Origin of the sequence: Prosthecobacter sp., from assembly GCF_044227185.1 — a bacterium.
Lineage (GTDB): Bacteria > Verrucomicrobiota > Verrucomicrobiia > Verrucomicrobiales > Verrucomicrobiaceae > Prosthecobacter.
The window spans coordinates 146030-166714 of record NZ_JBGAFO010000013.1 but is presented as its reverse complement, the minus strand read 5'-3'; the positions used below and the strand labels follow the sequence as shown (position 1 = coordinate 166714).

Annotated in this window: 8 protein-coding genes; 4 read left to right on the top strand and 4 right to left on the bottom strand. The window is 65.6% G+C overall.

The annotated features are described in order from the left end of the window. Positions 1–469: 469 nt before the first annotated feature. On the top strand, positions 470–4780 hold the full coding sequence (locus ACILSQ_RS26210) for a hypothetical protein (RefSeq protein ID WP_395746649.1): 4311 nt from the start codon (positions 470–472) through the stop codon (positions 4778–4780). Positions 4781–6012: 1232 nt separating this feature from the next. On the opposite strand, the gene ACILSQ_RS26205 is transcribed toward ACILSQ_RS26210, so the two are convergent. Together ACILSQ_RS26205 and ACILSQ_RS26200 are read right to left on the bottom strand one after the other, a co-directional pair. Next, entirely contained in the window at positions 6013–6774 is a 762-nt protein-coding gene (locus tag ACILSQ_RS26205; RefSeq protein ID WP_395746648.1) for a hypothetical protein, read from the bottom strand. Positions 6775–8153: 1379 nt separating this feature from the next. Further along, positions 8154–9989: a hypothetical protein gene (locus tag ACILSQ_RS26200; RefSeq protein WP_395746647.1), complete on the bottom strand. Its 1836-nt coding sequence runs from the start codon at positions 9987–9989 to the stop codon at positions 8154–8156. Between the two features lie 1000 nt (positions 9990–10989). Between ACILSQ_RS26200 and ACILSQ_RS26195 the strand changes: the two genes are divergently transcribed. Next, positions 10990–15639, top strand: a complete 4650-nt coding sequence (locus ACILSQ_RS26195) for a hypothetical protein (protein ID WP_395746646.1) — start codon at positions 10990–10992, stop codon at positions 15637–15639. Between the two features lie 1103 nt (positions 15640–16742). On the opposite strand, the gene ACILSQ_RS26190 is transcribed toward ACILSQ_RS26195, so the two are convergent. Further along, a complete protein-coding gene (locus ACILSQ_RS26190) occupies positions 16743–16952 on the bottom strand; it encodes a hypothetical protein (protein WP_395746645.1) in 210 nt (69 codons plus the stop codon). A gap of 245 nt (positions 16953–17197) precedes the next feature. After that, the gene (locus ACILSQ_RS26185) at positions 17198–18151 is read right to left on the bottom strand and encodes a restriction endonuclease (protein WP_395746644.1); all 954 of its coding nucleotides are present in this window, start codon (positions 18149–18151) and stop codon (positions 17198–17200) included. Between the two features lie 145 nt (positions 18152–18296). Here ACILSQ_RS26185 and ACILSQ_RS26180 point away from each other — a divergent pair, with 145 nt between their 5' ends. Both ACILSQ_RS26180 and ACILSQ_RS26175 read left to right on the top strand, forming a co-directional pair. After that, positions 18297–19550, top strand: coding sequence for a PD-(D/E)XK nuclease family protein (locus tag ACILSQ_RS26180; RefSeq protein ID WP_395746643.1), 1254 nt, complete (start codon positions 18297–18299; stop codon positions 19548–19550). Between the two features lie 5 nt (positions 19551–19555). Further along, the gene (locus ACILSQ_RS26175) at positions 19556–20617 is read left to right on the top strand and encodes a restriction endonuclease (RefSeq protein ID WP_395746642.1); all 1062 of its coding nucleotides are present in this window, start codon (positions 19556–19558) and stop codon (positions 20615–20617) included. Positions 20618–20685: the final 68 nt, after the last annotated feature.

The following is a 20685-nucleotide window of genomic DNA, read 5'->3' as shown; positions in this document are numbered from 1 at the left end:
GGCACAACTCCACCTCCCCCGAACCCTCACCGCGCGCCGCCATTTCCGAAAATAATGCCTGGCATTTAGTTGCTTTCCCACCCCCACCACCACCGCTCGCCACCTTCTTCCAAACAGCCTCCCGACCTCCCCCAGGGGGGAGGTGGCAAAATCTCCAGAGCATCCCCCCAAGACCCCTCTCCGCGCGCCGCCATTCACGCGGCCAAAGTCTGCCACAAAGAACTCATCCATAGGTAGTTAATCTGCCACGTGCCATATAATGCCTGGCATTTAGTTAGCTCCCCCTCGGCCGCACGCCCGCCCCGTCCACACGCCCGCCCCGCCCCCCCACCCGTCCACGCGCCCCTTCTTTGTTTGTCATTCTCGCCCTGTTTTTGCGCTGGTATTGGCGAGGGCGTTATCTTAGAAAAGCTTAGTCATTTGCAGGGCGGCCTTTCTGCGCTATCACGACTTCTACCTCTTCTTTTTTATGAATGTGCCTCGTTGGTTTTGTCTGGGTGCGGTGTTTTGGCTGGTGAGCTGTGGGAAGTCCGCCAAGGAGGAGGCCGCACCGCCCGCCGCCGCCGCTGCTGCCGCCCCCGCCCCCGCGCCCGCGCAGAGCCCCGCCCCAGAGGCCGCTGCCTCTGCCTCTCCAGCAGCGCCAGCCCCGGCACCAGCACCGGCACCGGCACCCGCGCCCGCCCCCTCTCCCCCCACGCCGCCGGCCTCTGCTCCTACCCCGCCGCAGCAGCAGCCGCAGCCGGCGCTCACGCTCACGCCGGAGCTGGAGAGCGCGGCGGTGGTCGTCAGGGTGGCTTTGGCCGGCACCGTGATGCGCGAGCAGACCGGCCTCATCCTCCGCCCGGACGCTTTTTCGCCCCCCATCCCGCAGGACACCCCGCGCCGCTACGTGGCCGTGCTGCTCACCGCCCATGATGAGCCCACGCTGCGCGATCCCCGCTGCACGCTCAGAGTCCTGCGCCGCAGGCTGGATGAGCGCCAGCACACCTTTGTGATGATGCGCCCCGCGCAGCTCGTGCATTTTGACGCCCCCTCCCACATCGCGCTCCTCCAGTTCACCGAAGACTTCCCCTACCGCCTGGAAGAAGGCACCCTGGCCGTGCATAGCACCACCGCCACCGCCACCGCCACCGCCACCGACCCCACCAGCACGGCAAGCCCAACCCCAACCCCAACCCCAACCACCAGCGCCCAGCCCCTCCCCGCCTCACTCTCCCTCCTGCAGGCCATCTTCAATCAGGAGCAGCTCAAGCAAACCGCCACGCTGCCCCGCGGCGCCAATGGCACCGGCGTCACCGGCGCGGTGGATGTCTCCCTGCTGCGGGCGCTGCCAGCCCCGGCCGGCCAAACCCCCGCTCCCACGCTTACTCTGACGCTCGCGCCCGGCCAGGTGCAGCCGCCCGGCCCCGTGCCCGGCGCATCCAATCGCCTCAATGTCGCCGCGGTGCTCACCGATGCCGGCAGCCTCGCCGGCTTTGCCCGGCCCGCCGCCACGCCCGGCGCCTGGGTGTTTGAAAAATTCACCCTCCCGCAGGTGGCGGAGATGGACCTCCGCTACGTGCTCGAAAGCGTGGAGCTCGAAGGCACGGAAGGCTACGCCAGGCAGCTCGGCGCCTACCCCGTTCGTGTCAAAGGCCTGCTGCATGACCCCCTGAAGGAATACGCCTCCGCCCGCCTGGCCCTGCGCGATCTCCCCTCCCCGCAGGACTTCACCCCCGCCGCAAATCCGCAGGAAAACCAGCCCCCCATCCAGCATGAGGGCGCCTTCGAAAACTGCCGCCTGGAGAATGACGGCACCTTCCACCTCCACCTGCGCATCCCCCAGGGCGCGGAGTCTTCCAGTCAGGTGGTGCAGATCGAGCTGCTGCGCGCCAGCGGGGAGGTGGCCTTCCGCCTGCCGCCCTTCATGGTCATGTCAAAGCGCCGCGGAGCCGGCCTCTACCAGAGCCTGGTAGGCGCGCCCGGCACCCCGCCCCTCGCCGCCGGCGCCCCGCCCCTCGCCGCCGCCGCCCCTGCGGCACCCTCCACCCCCGGCACACCCTCCACTTCCACACCAGCCACACCCCCACCCGCCGGCACTCCGCCCGCAGACGCCCCGCCTGCGGACGCCCCGGCCCCGCCCGCGCAGCGCGGCCCCGTGGAGCTCACCACCGAGAGCCGCATCCTCTACGGCCTGCCCATCTGCGAAGGGCGGGAGGTCCTCCTCCGCCTGGAGGGCGCCCCCTACTGGAAGCGCCTCTCCCTGGCCGAGGGCAGGTGGCTGCCCCTCCCCGTGGATGTGGAGGAGCTGGCCCACTGCGTGCTCGCCGGCAGCAAGGATGCCCTCTTCGTGCTCTTCCCCGGCGGGGGGGAGCTCCGCCGCTACCACCCCGGCACCCTCGCCCTGGAAAAAACCGCCACCCTCCCCTCTGGTATGTCCTACCACACCCTGGCCGCCGCATGCCTCTCGGATGACGCCCCCCTCGCCGTCCTCGGAGATCTCGGCGCCCTCGCGTGCGATCCCCAGGATCTCACCGCCGGCTCCCCCCAGAACCTCAAGAAGGAGCACTCCATCCCCCTCAGCGGAAAAAACATCTACCGCTGCTCCGGAGACGGCGGCGCCGTCTGGGGCCGCCCCCTGGGAAAGAACCAAGCCTTCAGCTCCTGCTTCCTCTATGAGGGCCGCCTCAGAGGCTTCAGCCGGGAGATCGGCGGCTTCAGCGACTACGCAAAGCTCGGCAAACGCCCCACCGTCTCCCGCTCCTCCCCCTGGGTGGAGCGCACCACTGCCGCCGGCGCCTGCACCCCCCTCATCACCAGCCCCGGCTACTACACCGTCAGCCGCTCCATTCACAAAAACGACCGCCCCGTCTCCCCGCCCCAAGTCAGCTTTTACTCTCTCTATGCAGATGCACCCTGGGCCGTGGTGGACGTGCCGGAGGCCGGAGACGTACCCCTCGGAGACTGGGAGTCCTTTGATGAGCGCCTCTGGCTGGACCCCGCCAGCCTCACCTTCGCCCTCTGGCATGCGGAAAAAACCCTCACCCTCCACACCCTGGATGCCGCCGCCCTCCCCCCGCCCGCCGTCCCCGTGCTGCTAAACTACCCCGACTGCCATGTGGCCCGCGGCAGCACCTTTCACTTCCGGCCCCACGTCCTCGGCGGCGGCCAGGTGGCCCTGGCAGACGCCCCCGCCGGGCTCACCCTCGGCACAGATGGCACCCTCTCCTGGCAGCCCCCTGCAGACACCCCCATGCGAAAGGTCAGCTTCAGCCTCCGCCTCTCCGGCACCGCCCCCGGCCAGGTCGCCTGCCAGCTCCCCGTGGAACTCGAGCTCGATGGCCAGACCGCGCCGCCCGTCGTGGCCGTCCCCCCCGGCCTCAGCATGGAAAATGCCGAGGCCGCCGTGGCAGAAGCCGGCAGCCGCAGCGCCACCGTGCCCCTCTTCCCCCTCACCTCCCGCATTTACACCAGCGACCACCCCATCCTCGCCGTGCAGCCCGGGCTCAATGACTACATCGCCCTGCTGCACGTGGATCAAACCCTCACCCTCCTCTCCGTCAAAGACCTGCAGAAGGCCGGCAGCCGCAGCCTGGGCACAGACGCCACCGCCTTCATGGCCGGAGACGTCGTCCTCATCTACAGCGAAGTCACCCGCGCCATCACCCGCCACAGCCTCCCAGACTTCACCGTCACCCACACCTACCCCCTGCCCGCCGGCGCCCGCCTCCGCGCCCTCGCCGCCGGAGACGCCACCGTCGGCCCCGTCACCCTGGTGGTGGAGCAGGAGGTGAAGACCCCGCCCCGCGGCGTCCTGCCCGCCGGCACCCTGCGGCAAAACTCCATCCTCATCCTCGACAAAGAGACGCTGGACCCCGCCCGCTGGGCCCCCTACACCCCGCGCAAAGAAATCATCACCAAAAAAGGCGGCGTTCAGACCCCGCCGCGCCTCGGCCGCTATTTCCCAAAGGAGGCCCCCCTGCGCCTCCCCGCCTCCCAGGACGGCCGCCTCACCTGCTACCCCGAAGGCCTCCTCATGGTCTCCCCCGCACTCACTGTGGACTACTTCTTTCGCAGCGCCATCTTCGACTACCACCGGCAGGACCACCGCCTGCCCGCCGCCACCCCCGCGGCAGACCGCCTCTTCACCCCCGGAAAAATGCACCTCGGCGGCGATCTCCCCGGCATCCCCATGGCCGAAGACAGAACCGCCACCCTCAGCCATTGCGGCAACTACGTCGCCTGGCTCAAGAGCGACTTCAAAGGCCTCCGGCAGATCCGCATCTGCTCCGCCAATGACGGCCGCCCCCTCCTCACCCTCGCCGGCCTGGACCTCCTGAAGGTCAATGACGGCGAAGAACACTACAAGCGCCCCCTCGTCACCCCCCTGGGGGAGAAAAACCTCCTCACCCTCCTCAGCCGCGGCGGCATGCAGCTCCAGGCCATCGAGCTCGACCTCGCCGCCGCCTGCAGCGCCCTAGAGCCCCAGACCGCCTACGTCACCTCGCATCCCTTCCCCCTCATCGCCGAAGGCCGCACGCTCGACTACCAGGTCACCGTCAGCAATCCCGCCGCCGTCAGCCGCTACCAGCTCCGCGATGCCGTCCCCGGCGCCAGCCTCAGTCCGGACGGCCACCTCACCTACCACGCCCCCTCCTCCCTCAAGCAGTCCGAGCAGGTGGAGATCGCCATCATCCTCCACCTCAAAAACAACGAAGTCGCCCTCCACCGCTTCCCCCTCTACATCATCGCCGTCCAGGCCCTCGCCGCCGAAGCCAAAAAAGCCGCCGCGGTGAGGTGAGGTGAGGTGAGGTGAGGTGAGGTGAGGTGAGGTTAGCGTGGGCGTGGGATGACGTGAGGGATTGTTTTTTCGCGCCGCCGCCCGCTCTCTGTCGTCCTCGGTTTCAGTTTTCAGTTTTCAGTTCTCAATTTTCAGTTCTCAGTTCTCAGTTTTCAGTCAGCAGTCGCCGCCTCCAATCTTCCACGCGCCCGCCATCACCTTGAAGGCCTCCGCGAGCCACACGGCCTGAAGGGCCGCAGGAGTCAGCCCAGGGAGCAGCCGCGCAGCGGCAAGCCCTGGGACCGCTCCACAACACGCCCACTCCAAAGGCTGCGCTCTGAAGGAGCGCGGGAAAGGCCGCTTCCATCCCAGGCCATCCTCGGGCCGAACAGCACCTCGTAGCGCTGCAAACGCGCCCGCCGAGTTCATCACGTGTTGAAAAGCCACCCCTCGGGCAGCTAATTGAACACGCGTTCAAACGGCAGATGGAATGAAGTCCCTGAGCTCCGTGGAGCGCGGGCCTCCGAGCCCGCAGCAGGTCGCAGACACCTGCGGGCCGAGACACGGCTCCCAGTACGTGGCAAGCACCAGCCTCCCGGCCATTGCGCAGCCCCGGTGGCGTGCCGGTAAGAAACCGAAGGCAGAAGCGGCGCGGCTGAGTGCAGCGGAGCGCTGCGGGCTCGGAGGCCCGCGCTCCAAAAAAGCGCCTTCACCCGCCCTCCTGGCACCACGTCTGCACACCGCCTGGTTCCATTGACGCTGTTCTCGAAAAGAGGCACCCGTTTTTCAAGGCCGCCCAGCCCGGCATCAGCGCCTCTCTAATTGAACACGCGTTCAAACAGCGGACGCAATGAAGCCCCTGAGCTCCGTGGAGCGCGGGCCTCCGAGCCCGCAGCAGGTCGCAGACACCTGCAGGCCGAGCCATGGCTCCCAGCACGTGGCAAGCACCAGCCTCCTGGCCATTGCGCAGCCCCGGTGGCGTGCCGGCGAGAAACCGAAGGAAGAAGCGGCGCGGCTGGGTGCAGCGGAGCGCTGCTGGCTCGGAGGCCCGCGCTCCAAAAAGCGCTCTCACCCGCCCTCCTGGCACCACGCCTGCACACACCGCCTGGCACCATTGACGCTGTTCTCGAAACAACGCCCGGCGCCCCACCTTAATTGAACACGCGTTCAAACCACCATCCCCCTCCCGCCATCGTCGTTTCACAGGCACCATCCCGCACCACTTTCTACCACACCCTGCCACGCTCCCGTTTCTACGAGCCCCCCGCGTCCGGTGCGGAGGGCGCGGCCGGTGCGGATCGCGGCTCCAGCCCATCCAGGAAGGCCTTGGCCAGCGCGGTGGCCTCCGCCTCCGCCGCATTCATCCCTTTGCCGTAGGGCTCGGAGAAATTCCCCCGGTGCAGGCACTGGGCCAGATGGCCGATGGAGGGGTGGCGGCGCCTCCTCTCCTCTTTCACCTTCAGAGTGTACTCCTCGTCAAATTCAGGCACCAGCAGCGGCACCGGCGTGATGGGCTCCGTGGACCGGCTTCCCACCCTCATGGGGCGGCTCAGAAAATCCACCACAAAGCCCAGGCAGTTGGTTTTGCGCACGCCGTCCTCCTCCACCACATGAAAATGCCTGGCGTACTTGTACTTCATGTCGCCCACGGCCACGGCGGCGTCGCACATGAGGGCTTCCGCGTCATTGCGCGCCAGGCCGCTGCGCATGATCAGGTTCCAGACGCTGACGCGGCGGCCCACCAGCGGCGGATCCTCATCCTGCACGGCCCGCTCCCAATATCGCGTCTCCTGAAGCTGCAGTCCGTCCTTCAGGAGGCCCGTGACCGACTCCGGCAGGCCGTAAAATCTGACAAACAGCCATTCGTTCGCCGTGGTCGGCCTGGCCGAATAGGCCACCAGCGCCACATGCTCCGTGTCCGGCGGTTCCTTGCGCGCCGGGTTTCCCGCCAGAAAGAGAACATCCGCAAACTGCAGATCGGGGAATTCGGGAATGCCGTTTCGATAGACCGTCATGGATTTAATGACTTATTTTTAAGTGAATCCGCGAGACCTTGTCAACCCCCAGCCAGCCTTTTCACCCATTCAAACGCCATTTTTAGCCTAGGCTTCTTTCGAAGAAAGAAACCCGAATCCATCCCCGGCACCGCACAGAAAGAGACACAACACCCCAGCCCGCCCCGCTCTTTCACCCCCCTTCGATTTCGTCCCCCCACGCCCCCTCCCAAACGGCCCTTCCTCTTCCTCTCCTCTTCCTCCTACTCCTACTCCTCCTCCCTTTTCCCGGCCTCCCGCCCCTCGTCCTCGTCCTCCTGCTCAAACTCAGCCTGCCCTTCCGAATAACTACACCGCAGAGTTTGGAACGCCGCAGAGATCTTCAGAAGGAGACTCAGAAAATAATCTCTGCGGCGTTCCAGCCTCTGCGGTGCAAATCTCCGGTTCTGTGGTTACTCCCCGTCCCGCAGTCAAGCCGCCTTGAGTTCAGGTGCTTCTGAATAACTACACCGCAGAGTTTGGAATGCCGCAGAGGTCTTCAGAAGGAGACTCAGAAAATAATCTCTGCGGCGTTCCAGCCTTCTGACTAACTACGCCTCAAATCTCCGGCCATTCCTTTGCCAAAAAATTCCTTTGCCAAAAAACAGCGCTCCCTTCCGCCACCGGCCTCCGTCGTTACTCCCCGTCCCACAATCAAACCGCCTTGAGTTCCGGTGCTCCCGAGTAACTCACTGCGGAAACAAGCGGGGATGTAGCGCGGTATTCCGATACCGCGACGGCACCGACTCGGTATCGGAATACCGAGCCACATCCCTCATGCCACACGCTGTGAGCAAATGCTCTGGGAGCGAGAGACCTGACCGTTAATCTTCTTTCCACAATCCAGCCCCCTTGAGTTCAGGTGCTCTGCGGTGCAAATCTCCGGTTCTGTGGTTACTCCCCGTCCCACAGTCAAGCCGCCTTGAGTTCAGGTGCTCCCGAATAACTACACCGCAGAGCTTGGAACGCCGCAGAGGTCTTCAGAAGGAGACTCAGAAAATAATCTCTGCGGCGTTCCAGTCTCTGCGGTGCAAATCTCCGGCCATTCCTTTGCCCCTTCATTCCTTTGCCAAAAAACAGCGCTCCCTTTTTCGTACGGGCTTTCGACGTTACTCCCCGTCCCACAATCCAGCCGCCTTGAGTTCCGGTGCTTCTGAATAACTTCCCCTCAAAGACAGCGCCGATTGAGGCATTCTGGGTCGGTTCCGGCTTCTGCCATGAGTGTTTTATTAGAGTCCGAATTAGTGGTTCGAAATTCTGGTCCGCGAGGACAACCAGCCCTGCCTGCGCTGGGCACTCGCGCCACAGCGCCGCCACATCACACTGCACTCCATCCCACCCCCACTCCACGCCCCGCTCCTTCACCGGACCGCGGCCATGCAGGCGGCCGCGGCGGCGGCGTCATCCTCGCGCCCTTCGGGCGGCTCCATCTCCGGGTTCTCCGTCACAAACACCACCAGCGCGTGCAGGGCGGAGCCCTCCGCCCACGGCCAGCCTTCCAGGTTCCTGGACAGATGGCGGGCGAAGAAGCGCACCTTGTCCTGCTCGCCGGCAGGGGTGGATTCGCGCAGCCCCGCATAAACGTGCCACAGGGCGGTGTGGAGCTGCTCCTCCATGCAGGGGATGTCGTCAGCCACCTGAAAGCTCAGGGACATGAGCGCGGCGCTCAGCGCCACGCGCCCCGCCGTGGCGTAGTGCCCGGCCAGCTCCCGGTGCGCCACTCTCAGCGCGGACTGATGCCACTGGTACCAGTGCGGCAGCTCGGCGCGCCGCGTCCGGGCCAGCCGGAAAATGGCGCCGCAGAACATCAGCGCCACATGCTCTGCCAGCACGTTTGGCGCGGTGTGCAGCGCCAGAAAGCGGTCGATGTAGGCGCAGGCCTCCTTCGGCTCCCGTTCGGCGTAATGACGGAAGATCACCAGCGCCACGTTTTCCGGGCAGTCCTGCCCAAGCGACCAGCCATGCAGCAGCACGGCGTCGATCCAGTCCGGAAGCTCGATGAGTTCCACCGCGCCGGCATCTCCGCCCTCCGCGCCGGTGATCCTGGAGATCAGCGCGGGCATGTCCTCATGCTTCACCGCGCAGTCCTCCCAGAGCATCTCCATGCCCCTGAGGTGGGCGCTCACCGCGCCGGCTATCTTGCCTTCGATGGCCTGCAGGTTGGCATAGTCCTGAAGGCAGGTCTGCGCGATGAGCTTGATCTGCCGGGACACTTCCTTTTCGTCTGTGCGCAGCGGGGAGAGCGGGCCGCGGGCCTCCGCACGGCTGGAGATGCGGCGCAGGGCCAGCCCCACGTCCATCTGCACATGGTCCAGCACTTCCTTGGTCCACTTCGGCCACGGCCCCAGCGCCTCGCTTTCGTGGCACTCTTTGATCAGCTCCACCGCCAGGTCCGTGGAGCCTTCGGTGATCTTGAGGTGGTCCTGGATGCTCTCCAGCCACGGCCCCGCCTCGTGGCTGATCTCCACCGCGGCAAACAGCAGCTTGTGCCGCAGCACCCTCACCGTTTTCCACAGGAAAAAGAGCTCGACGATGGCGTCGCTGTCCTCCCCGTCGATCTTGAGCTCGGCCTCGTCGGTGATGTGCGCCGCGGGCTTCACAAACTTGAGGTAGTCCCGCGTCTTTACCTCCCGCAGGTCAGCCTCCAGCAGGTCCACCACGGCAGGGAGACCGCCGACAAGCTTCACCGCCAGGTTTTGCCGGAAGCTCATGGAGGTGCGGTACTGCTCCGTGGGTGTGACAAGGTCCCGGCTGGTGGTCTTGAGGTGCCTCACCACCTCCTCCGCCATGGCGAGCACGCGCGCCACCAGCTTGCAAAAGGGCTCCTGCCACACGCCGATGCCATCCGCCCCGCGCAAAAGAAAGCGCGTGTCCAGCGCATCAATAAACATGCGCGTGCAGACGCAGCAGCACAGCACCAGGTACTGGGCACGAAGATTCGCGCGCTGCAGGTCCGTGTTCTTCAGCTCCTCCACCAGGGACTCCAGTTGCCGCAGTCTCGCGGCCAGCTCCCGCTCCGGCAGAATCCGCCGCGTGTGCGCGATCTGCCGCAGCCGCGCCACGATCAGGGCGCGCAGCTTCTCCGCGCAGGGCGGGCTGGCCGGCCCGCCCTCCTCCCGCGGCCCCAGCCCCAGGCGCTGCGCGAACTGGCGCAGCTTCCCCAGGAGCTGGCCGGGGTGTGTCTCTGGAGTGTTCATGGCGGGCGGTGCTGTCTCTGCGCCCGGCGCCCTTCCAGGTGATGGAAGGGACGGCAGGCGCGGTGGAAAAATTCAGTTCTTCAAAAGTTCGATGCGGTGCGGAGGCATGGCTTACGTGCAGGCTGAAAAAAGGGATGGGGGAGGTACAATCCCGCGGATTGGAGGCGGCACAAGCGGGGATCTGCCCGCCACCCGGATGCGGGGGCAGGCCGCGGCCCGCCCTCCCCCATCGGGAAAAGGGCGCTCCGCCGCCTGCTGTCAGCGATTCGCGCCTGCCATCCCCGGCGGCCGTCTTCCTCTCGCCCTGCGGGGACAATCCCGGCGCACTCTTGGCAGCCCGTGCACAACCCTTCGGATGCCGATATCGATGCCCGCGCCACCGCCGCCGCCGCCGCCGCCACCGCCACCATGCCGGCCGCCGCCGCCCGTCCCCGATGCCAGCGCCGGGAGATCTCCGGAGTCTCCCTTCCAGCACCCTCAGCGGGGCGGGCTGAGTGTGTCTTCTGCACCAGTGGAAGCAGGCTCACGTGGGTCATGAAACGGGATAAAAGAACAGGCTCGGTCAGGGCATGCGGAGAAAGCAGCTTGCCTGCCAGAAGCACGATTCAGGCGGCCGCTTTTTCCCAATTCCTCATTTCTAGCCGAGCCCCAGCCTAGATTGCAAGCTGATTTTTAACAGGTCTTTGCCCTAAATGCCCGCCGCAGCCCGTCCGGCCGCACCCGCCCCGCCCGCCGGGCCAGCTCCTGGTTTCCTGTGGTATTTCATGCTCCTTTCCACCATCCCAACACACCGCCGCGGCCCGCGCCCCAGCCCTCCCCTCCCCGCCCCGGATGAAGCCCGCCGCCAAAACACGCGCCCCGGCGAAAAATCCCGTTGGCAGCCACGCCGGAGTGCTGAAGGATGCCGCGCATGCCGCTGATAGACACCCACTGCGCCGCGCCTCCTCCCATGGGTCTGGAGGGGTGCGGAAACGGCCGCGGGATCCCCCATCGATTTCTCATGAGCTCCGCCCGTCTGCTTCAATCCGCCCGTCCTCTGCTCTTCTGCCTCGTGCCCGCCCTGGCCGGCCTCAGCGCCTGCGGCCGGCGCGAAGCCCCTCCGCCCCAGGCCGCCACAGCCCAGGCCGCAGCGCCTTCACCTGCTCCGGAGCCGGCACCACCCGCGCCACCCGCACAGCCCGCCACACCGGCCCCGGACCCGGCCAGCGCGGAGCCGCTCCCCGCGCTGGAGCTCACCCAGGATCTGGAAAGCGCCGCCGTGTGCGTGCGCATCGCCGTGGCCTCCACCCTGGTGCGGGACCACACCGGCGTGCTGCTGCGGCCGGAGAGCTTTGCGCAGGCGCCCCTGCCGCCGGAGAGCCGGCGCCGCCTCGTGGCCGTGCTGCTGCCCGCCTATGACGAGGCCGCGCTGCGGGACCCCAGCTGCGCCCTCCACATCCTGCGCCGCAGGCTGGACCCGGACGGCACGCCCTACCTCGTGCAGTCCCGCGCCGCGGTGGCCCACTTCGACCCACGCACCCACGCCGCCCTCCTCCAGTTCACCGAAGACTTCCCCGCCCGGCTGGACACCGGCGTCCCCACCGCCGCGCCCACCGCCACCGCCACCGCCACCGCCACCGCCACCGCCGCGCCCGCGGGCCTGCACCTGCTCACCGTGGCCCACACCGCCCCGCCCCCCTCCCAGGCCGCGCGGCCGCAGCGGGATGAGCGCGACCGCCACTTCACCACCAACGCGCAGCGCAGCATCATTCCCGGCGTGCTCTCCCTGGGCCTGCTCCCCGCGCGCCTGCAGGGCGCCAGCCTCCGCATCGCCGCAGCCCCCGCCCCACATCCTGCACCCGCCGCAGCCGCCACCGCATCAGCTCCCTCCTCTTCCCCCTCCACCGCACCCGCACCTGCCACCGCCGACTCCCGCGTACGCATCGCGGCCGTGCTGGATGCCTCCGGCGCCCTCCTCGGCTTTGCCAGCCGCCGCACCTCCGCGGAGGCAGACTGGTCCTTTCAGCCCCTCTCCCTGCCGCCCACCGTGGAGGAGCAGCGCCTCTGGTACATCCCCCAGAGCGTGGAGCCCGGCCTCCTGCTGAAGGAGAGCTCCCACAGCCGCGGGCGCTACCACATCACCATCAAGGGCCTGCTCAACGACCCGATGCGGGAGCTGCGCTTCACCCACGTGGCCGTGCAAAACCTCCCCACCCCCGTCTTCCCCACCGCGGCAGACGCCCGCCAGAGCCAGCCGCCCATCCACCCCAACGACCGCGCCACCTACACCAAGATCACCCCAGACGGCAGCCTGTTTTTTGAGCTCTCCCTCCCGGAAAATGCGCGCACCGCCTATCAGCTCGTGCAGGTGCAGCTCACCAGCGACATCGCTCCTGACTACAAGCCAGACTTTCACGCCGCCTCCTTCATGGTCGTGACCAAATCCGGCGAAAACGGCACCCGCCCCACCATCCTAGGCCTCCCCCTCCAAATCCCCACCACTCCCCTTCCCCTCGCCACCACGCCCACGCCGTCTTCTTCCTCCTCGAACTCGTCCTCGTCCTCGTCCTCGAACTCGAACTCGAACTCGTCCTCGGATTCGGATTCGCTCCCCGCCACCGCATCCTCTTCCCCCTCACCCTCGCCCTCACCCTCACCCGCCCCTCTCGTCCCCTCCACCACCAAGACCCTCTCCACCGAGAGCCGCATCCTCCACGGCGTGCCCATGCGTGAGGGGCGGGAGCTCCTCCTCCGCCTGGAGGGCGCCCCCTACTGGAAGCGCCTCTCCCTCGCAGACGGCCGCTGGCTGCCCCTCCCGCAGCCGGAGAAAGATCTCGACTTCTGCCACCTGGCCGGGGACAAGGAAGCCCTCTACGTGCTGGACCCCGCCGCGCAGGAACTCCGCCGCTACCACGCCGCCACCCTCGCCCTGGAAAAAACCGCCCGCCTCCCGGATGGTATGTCCTACCACGGCGTGGCAGCAGGCTGCCTCACCTCCCGCGGCCCCGTCGCCGTGCTCACCTCCCGCGGCCCCCTGGCCTGCGAGCCCCTGGAGCTCACCTTCCGCCCCGCCCCCCATCTGGAGCTGATCGAGTCCCTCTTCCTCCCGCCCACCTTCTTCTACCGTGCCGCCGGAGACGGCGGCGCCGTCTGGGGCCGCACCTACGGCAGGCGCTACGACTCCCGCCTCATCGCCTACCGCTACGTGGATGAGCTCTCCGGCTTCAGCGGCGGCCCCTACAACGCGCTGCAGGTGGTGGGCCGCCTCCCCTCCGTCTCCGCCTCCGCCCCCTGGACCCGCGGCCTCCCCGGCGGCGCCCCCTGCGGCCCCTTCGCCAGCAGCCCCGTCTTCTTCCTCATCAATGGCGACGTCAAGGACGGCGGCGTCCTCGCCAGCAAAGGCGCCCCCCGCTGCATCTTTTACTCCAGCTTCTCAGACACCCCCTGGGCCACCGTGGACATCCCCGAGGCCCTCCAGATCACCCCGCCCGAGTGGCAGTCCCTGGAGGACCGCCTCTGGCTCGACCCCGAAAGCCTCACCCTCGCCCTCTGGCACGCCGATCAGCAGATCACCCTCCACACGCTGGACCGCGCCGCCCTCCCCCGGCCCGCCACTCCCGTGCTTCTGAACTACCCCGACTGCCACCTCCCCCGCGGCGCCCGCTTCACCTTCACCCCCCGCCTCCTCGGCACCAGCCCAGCGGGCCCCGCCACCACCGCCACCGCCCTGCAGGCGCACATCACCCTCACAGACGCCCCCGAAGGCATGGCCCTCAGCCCCGCCGGCACCCTCACCTGGCAGGCCCCGCCAGACATGCTCCCCGAGCGCCTCACCTTCGGCCTCCACCTCACCCACCCCAGCGCAAACCCCAACGCGAGCCCAAACACCCCCGCGAGCCCAGCCACACCCGCCAGCACACTCACCGAGGCAACCACCGCCGGCACAGCCACCGCCAGCACAGCCACCGCCAGCACAGCCACCGCCACCACGCCCACCAGCACAAATCCCGCCACCGCCACCGCCGCCACTACCGCCACCGCCGCCCCGTCTCCGCCCGCTTGCGCGCTCACGCTGCGCCTCCGCCTCGGCGGGCAGAAGCCCCTCGTCGCCGTGCCCCCCAGCCTCAGCGGTGCCGCCGCCGAAAAGGCCGTGGCAGAGCTCGGCCGCAATCACCCGCCCCACCTCCCCTTCATCCCCCTGCACTACCACCTCCACACCAGCCGCAGCCCCATTTGGAGAGTGCTCCCCGGTCTGCACGACTACCTCGCCCTCCGCCTGCAAGACCACACCCTCCAGCTCCTCTCCCCCAAAGACTGGCAGGTCGCCGGCAGCCGCCAGCTCGCCGAAAAAGACTCCGTCTTCATGGCCGGAGACGCCATCTTCATCTACAGCGGCGAGTCCCGCAGCCTCACCCGCCACTCCCTCCCCGGCTTCGCCGTCACCCACCGCTTCCAGCTCCCCGGAAAGGCCCGCCTCTTCGGCCTCGGCACCGGCACCACCCCCGCCGGCCCCCTCACCCTCCTCCAGGTGGAGGAAGTCCCCAGCGCCCCCCGCTCAAACCTCCTCATCGACAAAGTCACCGTCACCATCCTCGACAAGCAGACCCTCGCCACCGGCCGCTGGGCCCCCTACCCCTGCCCCGAGCGCACCGGCCGCTGGGCCTCCATCATCGGCAGCTTCCACATGAGGGAGACCGAAGTCGTCCGCGTCCCCTCCTCCCAGGACGGCCGCCTGCTCAGCTTCCCCCGCGGCTTCATCCTCGTCTCCCCCGCCCTCACCGTGGACTTTAGCTTCACCCACGACCCCCAGGACATAGCACATCATGGCATGTCATCACACCAGCTCTTCTCCCTCAGCGCCGGGCAGGGCGTCAGCAGCGGCACCACCAGCGCCTCCCCCATGGGCGGCCGCATCTTCAGCATGGGCCGCGTTTATTTCGACGACTACGCCGCCTTCAAAATCGACGAAGGGTGGAACATCTCCGCCGTCAGCCCCTGCGGCGCCTACGCCACCGTCCTCAAGACCGGCCCCGCCCACTCCCTGCCAGAGACCGGCCAGGAGATCCGCCTCCACTCCGCCGCAGACGGCCGCCCCATGCTCCACCTCACCGGGCTCGACCTCTTCAAAGTGCGCGACGAGCGCACCCCCGACACCATCAGCAATCAGCGCCCCTTCGTCACCCCCGTGGGAGACAAAAACCTCCTCATCCTCCTCAGCCGCGGCGGCACCCTGCTCCAGGCCGTCGATCTCGACTTCCCCCGCCTCGCCCGCCTCGTCAATCCCACCACCGCCTGCATCACCTCCCAGCCCTTCCCCGTCCTCGCCGAAGGCCGCACCCTGGAGCACCAGTTCACCGTCAACAACCCCGACGCCGTCGCCAGCTACGAGCTGCGAGACACCACCCCCGGCGCCACCCTCACCCCCGAAGGCCGCCTCACCTACCAGGCCCCCGCGGCGCCAGCCCGCTCCCTTCAGTTCACCCTCGCCATCCAGCTCAACTTCAAAAACGGCGCCACCGCCACCCATCAGGTCCCCCTCTACGTCATCGCCCTCCAGGCCGAAGCCGCCGCCAAAAAAGCCGAAGCCGAAAAAGCCGCCGCCCGCGCCGCCCTCCAAAAAAAAGCCGAAGCCGCCAGCACCACCGCCAAAAAGAGAACCGCCGGCCAGTGAGCAAGCAGGCAAGCCAGTGAGTCAGTGAGTCAGTGAGCCAGTGAGCCAGTGCGACAGTGAGCCAGTGCGACAGTGAGCCAGTGCGACAGTGCGACAGTGCGACAGTGCGACAGTGCGACAGTGCGACAGTGAGCCAGTGCGACAGTGCGACAGTGCGACAGTGAGTCAGTGAGCCAGTGCGACAGTGAGCCAGTGAGTCAGTGATACCATGATCTATTGAAAACGGGTCTCTATTGATGGTTGCATGATAGACTGACTTCATTGTCTTGAAGGCCAAAGGCCTTCCGTCATTCAGCCCAGGGGTGCCGAGCCTTGGCGAGTGCTCCCCTGGGTCCTGCCAGCCCCTCCGGAAAGCGAACCCATCATCTTCTTCGTTCATCCCGTCCTCCAGAAGCGTCCCCCGGCCATTCCGCAACGAAGAACCTGTATCTCCGCCATACACACCACGCTCCGGCTCGACACTGCGCAGGCACTTCATTCGCATCAGTCTATTGCACAAGTCTCAATAGGATCCCGTAGGGATCACAGCCGGTAGCCAGGGATCAGCTCGCGTAGCGAGCGCCATCCCTGGAAAGCAAGCGCCCCCTCCGGAAAGCCAACCCAGCGCCCTCTTCCCACACCGCGCCCTCCAGCAGCCTGCCCTTCGTAGCACCTAGTGCGAAGAACGGGCGTCCCCACCGCCCCGCCGCCGCAGCTTCCACGCTTCGCCACACGCCGCCCCACCCGCTCTGCACAGCGATGCGGCTTCACCTCACCCACCCGAAGACCTGTGGCACACCATTTTAGACCCGTTTTCAACAGATCGTGGTATGAGTCATACCACAAGCAGTTTAAAATGGGTCTGATCTGGAATCTCTGTGTTCATCGTGCCCCTGTGGTAAACGCATGGTTGAAGTAAAAGACCCGTTTTCAACGGCTCGGGGTATCTCTCGCCCAGAAACAGCCGCCCCCTCCAACTTCAGCAAACAAAACCGCCCCCCACCACCCACGCCCCCCCCCAAACAACGTCCCACCACCACAAACCACCACAAACCACCACAAGCCACTGCAAACCACCGCAAACAATCGCCAACAACTGCAAACTTCCCCTCCCCCCCTCCGCCCTACGCCGCCGGCCGCACCACAAACGCCTCCACCACCTCCCAGCTCTTCAGCCCCGGCCCGGCCCCAGGCCCCGCATACACCACCTTCCCCTCGATGTCCGCGCTCTCCATCAGCCGCACCTCCACCGCCCGGTACAGCGGCTGCAGCGGATGCACATCCCCCACACCCGGATGCGATTTCAAGACCAGCGGCTCAAAGGAAGGTTTCATAAATAAGGGAGAGTGAGAGTGAAAATTAAAACTCAGCAGAGGTCGGACACAACCCCATCAATAAACCTAGGCTCTCCCCGCAGCCCACTAAACATTCCCTTATTTACCCCTAGGCCGAATCTCAGCTCCAAAAAGCCCCCACAGCACCTCACCACGATCTCGCCCCTCGCGCGCCCCCCCAGCTCTCCGCCAACCACTGCAAACCACCGCAAACAATCGCCAACCACCGCAAACTCCCCCCCCCCTCACGCATCCTCAAAATAATCCGAATCCACCCGCTTGATCGCAATCGTCCGCACCGTGGACACCCCGATCCCATGCTCAATCATGAGCTGCGCCAGCCGCTGCCCATTGATCAGAATGATCTTGTGCTGCACCCCGCGTGCGTATTCGACCGCATTCTTGTGAAAATCACTCGTCGTGATGAACACCCCCTTGTTCGCATGCTTCCCCGCCAGCGCCCCCACAAAGCTCTGGATCGGCTCCCGCCCGATGCTGCTCTGCCAGCGCTTCGCCTGCACATAGATCACATCCAGCCCCAGCCGGTCCTGGCTGATGATCCCGTCGATCCCCTCGTCATTCGACCGCTGCGTCACCCGCGCCGCCTCCGCGCGCGAGCCGCCATAGCCCATCGCAAACAGCAGGTCCACCACCAGCTGCTCAAACTTGTACGGGTCCATGCGCCCCATGATCTCCAGCAGCTCCGCAGCCAGCTGCCCGTTCAGCTTCACCTCCGCCTGCTCGATCTGGTCGGTGGGGGTGAGGGTGCTGGTGCTGGTGCTGAGCCCCGTGTCTGCCGCTGCCATGGCTGAGTCTTCGTCGCTCTCTCCACCGCCCGCCGCTGCCTGCGCCTGCGCGAGCTTCTTCTCAAACCCCGGGTAATTGGCAGCGAGCATCTTGTTGTCGATGGTGACGGGCTTCGTCTCCAGCAGCTTTTTGCCTTCAGCAGTGATGAGCAGGCCGCCGCGCCTGGGCTTCTCCAGCAGTCCCGCCTGCTGCAGGCTCCACGCCGCCCAGCCCATTCGATTGAAGAGGTGAGTTTGAGTTCCGGAGGGCATGCGGGAAGCGCGGTCCTCCGGGGAGATGCCCATGGCATCCGCCACACGCTGCGTGGCCTCCTTGCGCCGGATCTCGGCATTCGCCTCCGCGAGGACACGGAGGAGCGGCAGCATCATTTCCTGGTAGGTTGGCACGGGCATGGGTGAGGGAAGAAGGAGTATGGTGGGGCAGGAGCCATATGACGAAAATGACTTCAAACCACGCAAATCTGCCATTTCACATGCATTTCCTTGCCATCGGTAGCATCCGTGGCTCAAATGCTTGTTTTCCATAAGTGCTTCCCAGATGCCTGCGTTTTGTTCCACCTCAAATGACATCCCCGCTCTAGACCGTGTGCGCGGGCTCATTCGTCATGCGCGCGAGGCCAAAAAGCATGAAAAAGCACAGCAGCAGGCCACGGGCGAGCGGTTCAATCTGTTTCAAATTCTAGGCGTGGGCCACCTTGAGGTTTCCACCCATTCCGCTTTGCTATGCGATCTCCTCTCTCCCAAGGGCACTCACGGCCAGGGAGCAGCCTTTCTCAAGAGCTTTATCTCGACACTCGGACTGGGAGGCGGGTTTGATGCCGAGTCGGCCCGGGTTCATGCCGAGTGGTGGCTCGGCCCCCGCACAGAGATATCGGGCGGCAGGCTGGACATTTTGATGGTGGACAAAGACCAAAGAAAAATTGCGATCGAAAACAAAATCCTTGCAGCGGAGCAAGAAAACTGGGTGCGGCGGTATCGCCACGATTTGACCGCTGAAGACCATCTGATCTACCTGACCCTGGAAGGCGACAGCCCCGCTCAAATGGACGCCAGCTTGAAAGATGCCGTGCGGTGCGTGGGGTATGACAGCTTAATTTTGAAATGGCTGGAGGAGTGCCGCAAAGAGGCCGCCACGGTTCCCATTGTACGTGAGAGCCTGACCCAGTACATCCACCTCATCCAGCATCTAACCCATCAGAACACCAGCAGCCATATGAATGACGAAATAGTGAAGTGTGTCCTCGAGAGCGAGGAGGACTTTGCCGCCTTCTGTGCGCTTCGGGATGCTGACAAAGCAGTCAAACGACGGATCATTTGCGCCCTGTCCACGCGTCTTCGCCAACATCTCCCTGCTGGATTTGAGATGATCTCCACTCCCGAGAAAAGCGACGAGCGGGAGGGCTTTGTCTTCTCCACGTCGGAACTGAAAGCGCATAACCTCAAAGCTGTCATAGCGTTTGATTCAGGAGATTACCGGCAGTGTTATTATGGATTTGAGCTGCTTGACACATCGAAACCGGTCTCCGTTCCCTCGCGCCCCTGGCAGGTGCTGACAGACTGCTTTAGAAAACAGTTTGCTGTTGAACCGCTTTCCAGCGGGCGCTGGCCGGCATGGGCACACTGGACCAGACGCAAAGACTGGAATGATGAAGTCTTTGCTCTGATCCACTTTGGTGATCAGCAGTTTCACAGCGAAATGATGAACATCATCCAGTCCCTGCATGAGGTGACGCAGGCTTTTGTCACTGATATGGCGTCCGTTCTTGAACTCCAACCCTCCGCAGCTGAATAACGCCCATGTCCCTCTGGCTCATCCGCGCAGGCTCCCACGGTGAATACGAACCCAAGTTCTTCCAGGAAGGACGCATTTACGTCACTTGGGATCAGCTGAATGTGGATCTCTCCAAGCTCGAAAGCCGGGAGGACCTCACGAACACCCTTGGCGAGACCTACAAGGACGCCAAGCTCAACAAGCTGCGCAACTGGGCCGGTCAGCTCTGGCCCTTTGCCCATGCGATGCAGAAGGGAGATCTCGTGGTGCTGCCCAGCAAAACGCAGCAAAGCATCTACGTGGGCGAGATCACCGGAAGCTACCACTATGAGCCCCAGGGGCCGAACCCCTTTTACCACTGGCGTACGGTGAAGTGGATCGGCGAGGCGATCCCCCGCCAGCGTTTTGGCCAGGATCTGCTTCACTCTTTTGGCGCATTCCTCACGATCTGCCGCATCCAGCGCAACAACGCCGAAGCACGCCTGAAAGCCATGAAGGCCGGCGGCTGGAGCGAAGACCCCGGCAAGAAGGGGCTGAAAGTAAAAACAAAAGCCTCAGCAGCAGCGGCAGAGATAGATGAGCAGGAACTGGACGCCGAAAACATCGACCTGGAGCAGGAAGGGCTGGACCGCATCGCCACGCTCATTGAGGCAAAGTTTGCCGGGCACCATCTCACACGCCTGGTGGAGGGACTGCTGCAGGCGCAAGGCTACACCACGTACCGCAGCCCGGAGGGGGCGGACGGCGGCGCAGACATCCTGGCGGGCATGGGCGCGCTGGGTTTCGGCACACCGCAGCTCTGCGTGGAGGTGAAGTCTGAGGCAGGCCCCATCGACCGGCCCACTGTGGACAAGCTTCTCGGAGCGATGAGCAAGTTCAGCGCTCCGCAGGGGCTCTTTGTCTCCTGGAGCGGCTTTAAACAAAACGTTCAGAAGGAGCTGGCGCAGAGCTTTTTCAAGGTGCGTCTCTGGACGCGCAAGGAGCTGCTCGACGCCCTCTTTTCCCACTATGAAAAGCTGGATGCCGACCTGAAGGCCGAGCTGCCTCTGAAACGCATCTGGACCGTGGCGGCACAGGAGGAGGAATGAGGTGATGAGTGATCCCAATAACACTGCACTCGTCTCCGCCTTTAGGACAACCAAGTCCACCGTGACCA